10 protein-coding genes and 2 pseudogenes are annotated in these 11,974 nt (G+C 39.0%); 10 read left to right on the top strand and 2 right to left on the bottom strand.

Features of this window, described 5'->3' with window-relative positions; translation table 11 throughout:
- Positions 1-3: 3 nt before the first annotated feature.
- The 7 genes and pseudogenes from ACIFSR_RS29865 (at position 4) to ACIFSR_RS29835 (ending at position 5,562) form a co-directional block, all read left to right on the top strand.
- Positions 4-561 carry a hypothetical protein gene (locus tag ACIFSR_RS29865; protein ID WP_430062206.1) on the top strand — a complete coding sequence of 186 codons (558 nt, stop codon included), beginning with the start codon at positions 4-6 and terminating at the stop codon, positions 559-561.
- A 166-nt stretch (positions 562-727) separates the two neighbouring features.
- On the top strand, positions 728-874 hold the full coding sequence (locus tag ACIFSR_RS29860) for a hypothetical protein (protein WP_430062204.1): 147 nt from the start codon (positions 728-730) through the stop codon (positions 872-874).
- A 379-nt stretch (positions 875-1,253) separates the two neighbouring features.
- Positions 1,254-1,640 (top strand): annotated as a pseudogene (locus ACIFSR_RS29855) (manganese catalase family protein); the annotation flags it as partial.
- Between the two features lie 392 nt (positions 1,641-2,032).
- Complete coding sequence (gene dcm, locus ACIFSR_RS29850) at positions 2,033-3,172, top strand: DNA (cytosine-5-)-methyltransferase (protein ID WP_430062201.1); 1,140 nt, start codon at positions 2,033-2,035, stop codon at positions 3,170-3,172.
- 569 nt (positions 3,173-3,741) lie between these two features.
- The gene (locus ACIFSR_RS29845; protein ID WP_430062198.1) at positions 3,742-4,116 is read left to right on the top strand and encodes a GntR family transcriptional regulator; all 375 of its coding nucleotides are present in this window, start codon (positions 3,742-3,744) and stop codon (positions 4,114-4,116) included.
- Between the two features lie 13 nt (positions 4,117-4,129).
- Positions 4,130-4,828: an ABC transporter ATP-binding protein gene (locus ACIFSR_RS29840; RefSeq protein ID WP_430062195.1), complete on the top strand. Its 699-nt coding sequence runs from the start codon at positions 4,130-4,132 to the stop codon at positions 4,826-4,828.
- Positions 4,825-5,562 (top strand): hypothetical protein, encoded by a 738-nt coding sequence (locus ACIFSR_RS29835; protein WP_430062192.1) that lies wholly within the window; start codon positions 4,825-4,827, stop codon positions 5,560-5,562. Before ACIFSR_RS29840 ends, ACIFSR_RS29835 begins: the two co-directional genes overlap by 4 nt.
- A 413-nt stretch (positions 5,563-5,975) precedes the next feature.
- Here ACIFSR_RS29835 and ACIFSR_RS29830 read toward each other — a convergent pair whose 3' ends face one another.
- Positions 5,976-6,206: a hypothetical protein gene (locus tag ACIFSR_RS29830; RefSeq protein WP_430062189.1), complete on the bottom strand. Its 231-nt coding sequence runs from the start codon at positions 6,204-6,206 to the stop codon at positions 5,976-5,978.
- 1,066 nt (positions 6,207-7,272) lie between these two features.
- Positions 7,273-7,567 (bottom strand): annotated as a pseudogene (locus ACIFSR_RS29825) (copper amine oxidase N-terminal domain-containing protein).
- A gap of 312 nt (positions 7,568-7,879) precedes the next feature.
- On the opposite strand from ACIFSR_RS29825, the gene ACIFSR_RS29820 reads away from it, so the two are divergent.
- The 3 genes from ACIFSR_RS29820 to ACIFSR_RS29810 are packed head-to-tail and all read left to right on the top strand — an operon-like array spanning position 7,880 to position 11,513.
- On the top strand, positions 7,880-9,322 hold the full coding sequence (locus ACIFSR_RS29820; RefSeq protein ID WP_430062186.1) for a spore germination protein: 1,443 nt from the start codon (positions 7,880-7,882) through the stop codon (positions 9,320-9,322).
- Complete coding sequence (locus ACIFSR_RS29815; protein ID WP_430062183.1) at positions 9,319-10,434, top strand: GerAB/ArcD/ProY family transporter; 1,116 nt, start codon at positions 9,319-9,321, stop codon at positions 10,432-10,434. Before ACIFSR_RS29820 ends, ACIFSR_RS29815 begins: the two co-directional genes overlap by 4 nt.
- Positions 10,435-10,436: 2 nt before the next feature.
- Complete coding sequence (locus ACIFSR_RS29810) at positions 10,437-11,513, top strand: Ger(x)C family spore germination C-terminal domain-containing protein (RefSeq protein ID WP_430062181.1); 1,077 nt, start codon at positions 10,437-10,439, stop codon at positions 11,511-11,513.
- The last annotated feature ends 461 nt before the right edge of the window (positions 11,514-11,974 follow it).

Raw genomic sequence — 11,974 nt, 5'->3', positions numbered from 1 at the left:
ATTGTGAAATATCCCCTTTTGATACCTTCAGTTGAAGTGAAAGATTTTAGGGAAATGAAAAAAAAAGAAGCAGAATTTCATTTTAAATGGTTTATGGATCAAATTCCTACGCAATTAGAAGTTCTAATTAGACATAGTAAATTAAATCTAGATTATAGTCAAACGTCTCTAATAACTATTTGGACTTGGTATCTGAACCAAGTTGAAATTGTTGATAAATCAGTACAAGAACTAGAAGATGAGTATTTACGGAAAAGTGGATGGCTCCAAGAATTTATTTCTCCCCAAAAAGTGAGTGTTGAATCACAGGCTATTGCATTTGATATTGCAATTTATTTAGGAGAGGTAATGAGAAGACACCATGGAAGTATTGAATGGGGAGTTGTCTATAAACCAAAGTCATTCGCCAGTGTAAATCGACCGTTGCTGATTGGATTTAGCGAGAAAATTGAAATGGACGTAGTATTGATTGTTGCTAATAAAATGAGATCTATAATTAAGGGAGAAAGAAATACAGATACTCTATTTAAGATCTATCAAATTTGGAAGGAATATGTATAAAGGTTTATTATTTAAAGTAACATAATTGATAAAGAAAAAGTAATTAATACCATCGTTGTTGTGCTTTATAAGGGAATTAATACCGCAAAAATCACAGAACAGAAAAACGCCTATTTATAACTTTTTTTGCCACATGAGAGTATAAACTATGGTGTCGTTTAAATGGGTGTGTATTCTGCATATCTTTCAGCCACTGCAGCAGTTGGCAGAAGCCGGCATCGTCATTGGAGAAGTGAAGCAGAGTGCCGAGTGTGATTCAATGGAAGTTGACAGTGCGAGCAACATGGGCCTGCTGGGCAATGTCGATACCTAAGACATGGTGCTGGGTTGAAATGCGTTCGAGCAGTTGATTTTATTTGACTTGAGCTTTAAACTTCAAGATAGAGCGACCTCCTTAAGATGGCTAAAGGGCTATGACCCGTGACTACCCCATCGTACAGGAGTCGCTCGTTTTTGTGCAAAGCGCAAAATTAACGCCCTACAGGAATCCTAACGGGTAACTATAGTTCAACCATCTTGGTTTTACGTTGAGGTATAAAAGATTTTGAATTGATAAGTTGTAACAGAAGTGTGAGACCAGTTTTTGGTTGTCGAGTTGCCGCTTCATATAGTCAAAAGGCATTAATACCGAAATATTCAAAATCGAAAAGCCTTTCTGTGTATAGGAAAATCATCACTGTTAATTACAATGTACCAACGAATTTGCACACCTTGAGATGATCGCAACTATGATTTACAAGCTGACAAAAGATGCAACGCCAGAACAGCTTAAGGCTGCAGGCCTAGGTGCTCATTATGTGGCTCACGACAGCGCCTTGTTTTATGAGAGTGCAGGCGGCGTACCGTTTACGGCTACGTATATTCAAGCGAAAGGCGATCCGATCGCTGATCTATATGAGGACATAGCGGCGGAAGAGAAGGCTAGGGCGACGTATCAATGGCTTATTGACATGACGGATGACGTCGATCTGCAGGACAGCTTGAAGTATTTGCGGGAGCGGGAGATTGTGCATTCACTGCGGTTCCGGGAAGCGGTGGAAATACTTAAGGAAAAGCGGGATGAGAAGATATTTTATTAGAGGGAACCTCTCTGCAGGGTGCTGCGGGGAGGTTTTTTGCTGACTGTTGATCTTAAGCTAACAGTAAGGATAGCGTGGTGAAATACCTATTTATTATGGCTCTTTCTTTTGCTAGAGTAACACATCCGCTTCACCTACAATTTGATTGATCCCACAAGTCCATCAGGAGCTAAGCGGAATTTCAGATATACGCTTATAAGCAGCGGTGTATACAGAAGAGTTGGAAGCAAACCGACTTAGATGGAATGAAGTAAACCGATGGACTTACGAGGTCGTTCAACCTTTTTGGGTGTTTCAACGTTTTTTTCTTAACGAGAGAACATCAGACACCGGCATTAGAATGGGATTTGGACTTATGCAGGCTGGAATGAAATGTGTCGGATATGCGGAATGTGATACAAAATGCGAAACATGCCAAACATTCACGCAGCATGAAGCTCATCCTAAAAAAGTATTACACAATCTGCCTAACGTGCGGATCTCCTAAAAAACAGCCTACTCACGATAGTTTTAAAATCTTACATGATCCAAATGAAAGGATGTGGAGTGCTTATGATGTCAGATCCGTCACAGATGACCATATTCGACTTCTTGGAAGAGAACGAGGACCAATTCAAGGAATCGTTGCCGGATTTCCTTGCCAGGCTTTCTCCATTGCTGGAAAGCGTAAAGGATTTAACGACGCTATTAGAGGGACAGTATTCTTTGAGATCATCAGGTTCGCATCTATTCTCAAACCTGAATTTATACTCCTTGAAAACGTCACAGGACTCCTCAATCATGACAAAGGGAGAACGTTCGAGACTATCATCGGAACGCTGGATGAGTTAGGGTACGTGGGGGAGTGGTGTGTGCTTAACAGCTCGGCCTATGTGCCACAAAACAGAGAACGTGTCTTCATTGTCGCAAGTCTTAGAGGATCAAGTGGACGAAAAATATTTCCTTTCAGAGAAGAAAACAACAAGTCTGCTAAAGACTCTAAAATAATAACTTCTAAGGTCATGATCGCTGGAAATGTAAATCCAAGCAGAAGAGGTATGAATGGCCAAGTAATTGCTGCAAACGGACTAGCGCCGACACTTACAACGAATAAGGGTGAAGGTAACAAAATTTTAGTTAATGTATTACAAAAGACAGGTGTCAACGAAGCAGGAGAAGCAGCTTGTTTAGATGCAAGTTATTTCAAAGGATTAGGAGCCAATCAAGCTCGAACAGGGGTCATGGAACCCATGGCTGTATTAACACCTGACCGCGAAGAGAAAAGACAGAACGGACGTCGATTTAAGGAGCCAGGAGAACCATCTTTTACGCTAACTGCACAAGATAAACATGGAATTTATGATGGGTATCGTATTCGTAAACTAACACCTCTTAAATGTTTTCGACTGCAGTCTTTTCCGGATGATTGGTTTTATACACTCAAAGGATATGGGATAAGCGATTCCCAATTATATAAAATGGCAGGCAATGCTGTAACGAGCCGAGTTGCTTATGAAATCGGTAAACGATTGGTGGATTCCTTCAGTTTTTAATGTAATTGAGTAATGCAGTCTGCTCAGTGCTGCTTTACTTTTTTAAACATTATCACATTGCTATCTGAGGGTAATAAAAATAGTACATGCTAGGTTATCAGTATAATCATTGCCCTTAACTAATAAAAGAAAGCAGCCGATCATTTTGATTGGCTGCTTCTGTGTTTTTATTGAACTATCGTGTCCCGATAGCGCAATAACGTCAATCCAGATATCAACTTACCATCCCATACGTTCTCAAAGTGAAGTTATCTGTGCGATATGGTGATAAGCATGCCATGAATACCTTTGAACAGCTGTATCTAAAGTCATATCACCATACGTTGGACTCGTAACCACCCTTTACCGCTTTCTGCATTCGAGTCGGTTCAACTGGCGTAAATTTTTTTTTTGTTTCCAAATACTTATATTTAGCCTCTTTACAACACTACAATATTAGTGTGCTATTTGACTAACACACAAATACAGGGTGAGTGAACAAATCTGTTAGGATACTAATTTTCAGAGGATACTAATTTTTAGAATATGTATTTGAGTGTACAGGCGAACAGACAGGAGTGGTGAAAATTGTGTGCGTAGAATTCGATAACAATTTACCGATTTACTTGCAAATCATGAATTACATTAAGAAAGAAATTGTTATGGGACGGTTAAAGGCTGGCGATAAAATTCCGGCAGTTCGTGAACTAGCATTAGAGCTACAAATTAACCCGAATACTGTACAGCGTGCCTTACAAGAGCTTGAGCGTGAGAATATCGTAGAGACAAAGCGTGGGCTGGGTAGATATGTGACGAGTGAGGAGTTGAGAATTATGGAGATTAAGAAAGAAATGGCCAGCGACTTGCTCGGTCACTTTATACAAGGCATGCAGGAGCTTGGGTTTTCTAATAAGGACATTATCACAATCGTCTCAGAAGCTGTTCAGGATGATAGTAAACAATAGGAGGGAATCAATCGTGGTGAGTATTTTGGAACTGAGCGGTATATCAAAATCTTATTCTGGGAAGGTAGCTTTAAATAATGTATCGCTTAAAATTGCACCTGGAAAAATCGTTGGACTTCTAGGCAGTAACGGGAGTGGTAAGACCACTCTAATGAAAATTGCAGCAGGATTAATTGCAGCGGCTTCAGGTGAGGCAAAAGTAGTCGGTCAGCTTATAAATAAAGAAACGAGAGCAATTACTTCATTCATGCCTGACCGGCCATTGACGGAAAGCTGGATGCGTGTAGAGGATGCGATACATTTTTACACAGATTTCTATGCAGACTTTGATCGTACGAAAGCTCATGAAATGCTCGCATTTATGAAGTTGAACAAAAGAGATCGTGTAACCTCATTGTCCAAAGGGATGAATGAGCGGTTGCAGCTTACATTGACCTTATCTCGGAATGCTAAGCTCTACTTGCTTGATGAGCCAATTGGAGGAGTAGATCCAGTTGCGCGAGCTAAAATTTTGGATGCGATCGTTAGCTACTATAATGAGGAGAGCAGTATCGTAGTGTCCACTCACCTCGTACGGGATATTGAACGGATATTTGATGAAGTCATATTTATACGGAATGGTGAAATTGTACTGCAGGATGAAGTAGAGAATATACGTGTTAGCAGCGGCAAAAGCGTTGATGAGATGTTCAAGGAGGTGTTCGCGGAATGATGAATCTGTTGAAATACGATTGGAAACGGAATATTACCCTTGTCCTTAGTACATTTGTTGTACTCATAATCATGCAAGCTGCACTTACCATTGTTGGAGACGTAAGGGACTGGAATAATCAAATTGTCCTTGTTCTAAGTGTACTTGGTTACACAGCCGTTGCTATACTGTTATTCGTCAATAGCTGCAGGACATTTGATCATAACATTAAATCTTTTAGCCGCAGGCTGCTGCCGATTCATCCGTTGAAAGGGGTTGGAGCTGTCGTATTACTAAGCTTGTTGGTAGCGATCGCCGTTGTTGCTGTTGCAGTTATCCATATCCTCCTATATATAGCCTTCATGGGGATGAATATAAGTGAGCTATTAGACGGGATAACTTTCAACACTCTTACAGTAATCAAACTGTTAGCCGTCTCTATATGGGCGTACTCTACGGTTCTTATTGTTATTATGGCAGCTACAACTGTAACACGCTGCTTTCATAGTAAACATGCGATTTGGATTGGGATCATATTTTTCTTTGCAACTATGAGTTTAATAAGTTGGTTGGAGAACGTGCTGTTTGAGAGCTCAGAAGGAGCGTTTAGAGGTGTTTCTGTAGAAAATGAATTTTCATTCTCATCATCCTTGGATTTCGACATCCCACTAGGACCTATACTGTTAGAAATGGTTGTTGTTGGAGCGCTCTTGTATCTAATAACGTATTTATTAAATAAAAAGGTGGAGTTGTAAATCCACTTGTCACTTTGGAGTATGAGGGACCTCGTGTCCCTTATACTCTTTTTTTGTTTCAACCAACTAAGAAAACACTTAAAATGTTCAGATTCAAGTCGGTGCAAAGCAGAGCCAGTCATTGTTTAGAGCGATTTCGGTCACGTGCAAAAACGATTCTTGCCGAACATATGTAAAAAATCATCATTTTGTGAGCATGTTACCTCGTAGATGACAAAACGCACTAAACGAACAAAAAGGCCCTACACGCCATTTTCCCTTTATGATCGTGAACTTCGACCTATAAAAAGAAAATGGCGTGTAGGGCCGTTTATATGCTTCTGAAAAGATTTTGTGGGTAGACATGTTCACAAAAGTGAGTGTTTTATTTAAATGTCCGTTATTGAACTATCGTTAGTTGAACAGCGCATAGATTAAAGTTGTTTCATGTAATAAATTGTGAAAAAAGCAGCCTCGTTAAAACCAAATTGCCTCTTTTCAATGAAATAGCTTACGTCGAATATATCAATGACATCGCCTTTAATTAATGTTGGTAAAGAAACTTTTGTTTCCTGTTCAAATAAACATTTGTTGTCAACAAAGAAACGAGTTATAAAAAATTCTACGGGGGGAAACTCGGGCTCATATTTTTCAATCTGCATCATAGTCACCTCGTTATTTGTTCACGGAGTACCGGATGCATTAAACCAAAGGGTACCGACCCGTACCGTTAGCAAGACCGGCCTCCACCCCTTGGATAGGCGTAACGAAGGAATGAGAGGGCTTTGACCCGTTAAGACATGGGAGTGAAAACCTCCAAGGGCGGCGTGGAGAATGCGTGCAGTAAATGAAAATATATGGGACGACAACCCCTTTATTCCCGAGCGCCTTCATGTTGCCAAAGTCTAACATGGCGTTCCCCTTCTTGTCTTTCAGCCCTTACCCACCGGGCGAAATCCTGCGAATAAGCGAGAATTCGTGAGAAAATCATATCGTACAAAGGGAGTTTAATAAAATGAGCAGGATACCGAAGCCTGTTCTAAAGCAGACAAATATAGTTTGAAATTAGAAAACCGAACTTATTCTATAAAACATAATGGTTCCGTTCATATGATAGAGTATGATTTTTTAATTGATGTAATATCAAAACATACACCTGATCATGAGCAAAAGAAGATCCTGGGAATCATTGTTCAAATTGATTTTAAAAATGGTGATGTACATCATTTTTTAGAGCATCTGGCTACGGGGTATGTAAAGACCAATTACTAATCAAGATCTCGATGATTATACCGTATCAAAATGTGTGATAAGTAAATGAAACGTATCAAAAATCAAATATACAGTTTTTGAAACACTTTATTGTGTCTTTTTTTAGTGTATCAAAAAGCGTCGTTATCTAGACAGCCGTCACAGTTCATATCAAACAGAATACGAACAAACCTAACACCATCTTGATGATTTGGTGTTGGGTTTGTTCATAAAAGTTCAAGATGACATAATATATTTATGGCACTTTAGCTTATAGTTTTGAATTCGTCCCGAAATACTGGACCAGGGTTGCAGTATTACTATCTTTATAAGTAATACCAGACTGATAATAAATCGTTTTAAACTTAAAGTCGTTTTCTAGTCCTTTATTTTGAATAATTGTGTTAATGAATTTATCAGTAAAGTAAGGGCTGAAATACTTTCTTATTTGCTTAATAGAAGAAATATCGGTCGCTTCATTTAATTTGTCGACCAATACTTTAAGTCGCTGATCGTCGCTGATCTGTGAACTGCCGTCTTAATGGTTGCTTGTTCGGTTTGCTGATTCCATCCAACCTCTGCCCCCAGAGTTTGACTTACAAAACGTAGTGGAACATATGTCATTCCTCCACCAAATAGCTTAGCCGAAACATCAAGAGACACTTGTGTGGTTGACCGATACTTTTGGAGAATTTAGTGTGAGCTTTATAGTTGTGCTGTTCTGGGTGATCATGATCTGTTTGCTTTGTTGATTCCACTGTAGATCAGCACCCAAATTCTCCTATACAGCCCACAAAGGAGTCAGCATCCGATTATTTTGAAGTTTTCCACTGTCTAATTGAACTGGTGCGCTATCCGCAAAGCTGGAGTCTGCAAAAGTTGGCAACGGCAGACGAATTATGCCTCCAGATAACGGGGGGCTGCAATACTTTGAGAGCGAACACCCAATTCAACCATGTAATGACTTGAGAGCAATCAAACTCGAAACGTTATCGGTTTGAAATACAAATTGCCGGTCGTATTATTTTTAGATTATAGAGCAAGATAATACCACATGATTTTGATTACTTTCAGGATGGAGAAGACTATGGTTGAAAAATACGACCCTCAAATGTCCACATGGCTTGATGTATTAAAACAGAAATTAAACTATATGGATGATGCCGAAATCGTTGAGCACAGAATGGGTACCAGTGTTTCAGTCCATCTTTTATACATAACGACGTTAATCGATCAAGAGCGTTTAAACGAAGCGATTATTCAGCCACTTCATCGATCTGCCGGCAATTCGCTTTCTTCATGCATAACCAATACCAAAGTTTCGGAAGTTCTATCGATCGAAGATGCTGAGCAAAAAATAATGCAGGGATTTATTCTTCTAAACGATTCAGTCAACGATCAATGGTTAGGCGTCCAACTGGAAAATCCTCTTGGTCGGGCTGTTGAAACTTCCCAAACGGAAACTGTTATATATGGAGCGAAAGACAGCTTCAGCGAACAAATCGATAAAAATGTTACAATGTTGCGCAGGCGTTTGCCTATAACCACATTAAAAACGGAAAGCTTCACTGTAGGTTCACTGAGTAAAACGAAAGTTGTGTTACTGTACATAGACGGATTAATTAATCCGGAATTTGTTTCTCTTGCAAGAAATAAAATTGAAAGTGTTGATTTCGATCAATTTTTAGACTCCTCTCAGCTTGCAGCTTTTATTGAAGATCATCATCATACGGTCTTTCCGCAGTTACTACAGACGGATCGGCCGGATTCCTGCGCCTACGCCTTAGGTGAGGGAAAGCTGACGCTATTGGTCTCCAATTCACCGTTTGCCTTAATTGGTCCCATTACTTTTTTTCATTTATTCCAATCGCCGGAAGACTACTTTCTTCGTTGGCCAGTAGCCAGTTTTTTACGTTTAATCCGGTACGGAAGTTTTATTGTTTCTTTGACGATGATTCCATTTTATGTTTCGCTAACGACATTTCATTACCAAATGGTTCCGTTGCCGATTCTTTTCGTATTATTGGAATCCAGGAGCAAGTTGCCCTTTACTCCGTTTGCGGAAGGATTTTTCATGATCGTAACGCTGGAAATCATCAAAGAAGCAAGTTTGCGAATGCCTACCAAAACCAGTCAAACGTTAGGGGTTATCGGTGGTATCGTCATTGGACAAGCGGCTGTAGAAGCAGGCTTTGCAAGTAAGGTATTGATTGTATTGATGGGTATATCCGCTATTGCTTTCTTTTTAGTTCCCAATTATCAAATGACAAAATCCATGGTGCTGATGCAAGTTCTTCTTCTTATCCTTGCATCATTTCTTGGGTTGCCGGGAATCATGATCGGGCTTATTGGGATTCTTGCACATCTTCATGGATTAACGTCATTAGGTCAACCTTATTTAGCGCCGATTGCCCCTTTTTATGGGAAGGATTGGATGGACCTCTTTATCCGCGGCCCTTTAATATGGATGAAAACGCGTCCGAAAAACCTAAAACCACTGCGGAAATGGCGGAAGGAGATGAAGAAGTGAAGAGTTTATCCTTATACAATCGAACTTCCACTTTTGGTGGCATCTATTTCCTTTTATTAGTGAATCGCACGCAAATGCATTATTTTATTTTAATCATGCCGGTTTATTTGGTTCATTCGTATATGGTTTGGGGAATTATCGTGATAGGGCTGCTGTCCCAACTTAATGTGATGATGCTGTCCAAATGGTTTACTTCCAGTTATGCAGCGAAAGGCTATCAAGGATTTTTACAGCTTTTCGGGAAACGGATGGTTCAAGTTTCCGCAATACTTGGTTTTGTGATAATATTGTTAAAAATTTCAATCATCACATTGGGATACGTTGAAATGCTCCATAGTTTTATTTATCCATCAATGAATAAAAAGTGGCTGATCTTAATGATTCTTTTGATTAGCTTATTTGTGGCTTCACATGGAATGGAAAAAACATTGCGTTTTGTCGTCATCGCCTTTCTTTGCGGGGCTTGGATATTAATCGTATTTATACCTTTTTTATTTCCGCCGATTGCAAATTATCGCGATTTATATCCCCTCATACCCACCGAATGGTCAGGACAATCATGGCAGGGTTTGTTGTTTATTTGGTCGGCATTTTCTGGTCCAGTATATTTGGCCTTTATAGTTCCATGGTTAAGCTCCAATAAAAAAATATTGAAATATCTGGTAATTGGAAACATGCTGACGATCTTGGAATATTTATTATTGTTCATTGCTTCGGTATTGTTTTACGGTTCGAACTTCTTAAGCAAGATCAATTTTCCGATAGTATATATGGGAAGCTACATTCAAACGAGCGGTTTAGAACGAATCGATTATATCCTTATCTCTTTTCATATGTTTAATTATGTGTTTGACATTTCAATTCTTCTGTTGTGTTTTTATGGAGCCGGAAGAGTCTTTATGAGAAAAATGAACAAACGCACAACTCGGATCGGATTATTGTCGAGTTGGTTCGTCATCTTGATAAGCATCATCATAATGGATCAATGGTTATGGCAAATGGTTCCGGTTCAAAAGATGTTATTGAACATTCAAATCTGGCTCGGCGCATTCCTTTATTTACTTGTTCCTACGATCCTTTTCACTGCAGTTAAACGAAAGGAGAGTATTTAGGCATGGTACCATACAAGCACTATGGTTTATTGGCGATTGTAAGCCTTATGTGGATGGCCGGCTGCTCTTCTCCATATGTTGAGAACAATATGATCGAAGAGATCGCTCCGGTAGTTTTCTGGTCGGTTGACAAGGGGACGGAAGGAAAGTTGAAAATCAGCACTTTAGTACCACCGCTCATCCAAGAAAAAAAACGTTTTCTCTCCAAGGAAGTCGATCTGTTAAAACAGGGAGGCAAGAAGTTTAATTTAATTTATTATCGGGAATTAAAGCAGGGGCAGCTGCGAATGTTATTAATCAATGAGAAGCTGGCAAAAAAAGGAGGCATTGAAAAGCTGGTCAATACGATATTGGTTGATCCCGATATTTCAATGCGTGTCTATTTATTGATTGTCAGAGGCGATTTTGATGAATACATAAAAAATCAATTGACGAAGCAAGAAAACCAAGATTATTTTCTTTATCGGATGTTAAAGCATTACGAGGAGCATAACCAAGGTGAAATGAGCATCGTCAATATTCATCAATTTATGAAGATGTTATATTCCCCTCTTAAGGATCCGATCCTGCCAGTTTTTCATTCGGATAAGAACAATTTCAATTACGTAGGGACAGCTTTCTTCCAAAAAGATAAAGAAGTAATGGTCATTCAAGACGTGGACGATGAAATTTTTCAACTCCTGGATAACGATCATTTCCTAAAAGTCTTGGCCATTCCAAAGTTATCTATCAGTTTAGGACGTATTCGATCCAATGTTCGCATGAAACTATCGAGGGACTATTCATCCTTGTCTTTACACGTGGAATTGAACGGAAGAATTGAGGAATACCAGGGAGAAAAGAATATTCAAAGTGAGGAACAATTGGAACATTTAATTCATGAGATTGAGGTCTACCTTGAGGAACAAACGTCGGATTTATTAAAAAGAATGCAACGGTGGAAAGTGGATCCCCTAGAGGTCGGAACACATTCGCTTAAGCCGTTTTCTAAAGAAATAACGGAAGAACAATGGTTGAAATATTGGGGAAATATGAAAATTAATGTTGACTACGATATCAAAATACATCCTTTAATGTAGATGAAAACAACGCGTTAAGAGCGCAGCATAAGAAAATTGACAGTAAGGAATTTTATCCTGAGCTTGGTATTCTCGAGATTTTCGTAACTCTTAAAAAATCGGCTGTATGAGGCTCACAAATCGATTTATTGGTGCTTGCTTTGGCTTCAAAATGTGGTTTTAATCACACAACAACACTATATGTACTAATCAAGATTTCGATGATTATACCGTATCAAAAAGTGTGTCCAGAAAATGAAACGTACCAAAAATCAAATATACAGTTTTTGAAACACTTTATTGTGTCTTTTTTTAGTGTATCAAAAAGCATGCATTTTGAAAGGATAGAATGGTGACTAAGGCTATACCGGTATATAATTCAATCCAGATACTTCAATATGTGAAAAAAGACAATTTATCTTTCTTGTACAATATGGGACACTCTTCTGAATTAACGTAATGGACAAAGAGTATGAGTTATA

Source organism: Paenibacillus sp. NRS-1760, from assembly GCF_050467785.1.
Lineage (GTDB): Bacteria > Bacillota > Bacilli > Paenibacillales > Paenibacillaceae > Pristimantibacillus.
The sequence above is the reverse complement of the archived record's forward strand: the minus strand, read 5'-3'. Positions and strand labels throughout refer to the sequence as shown.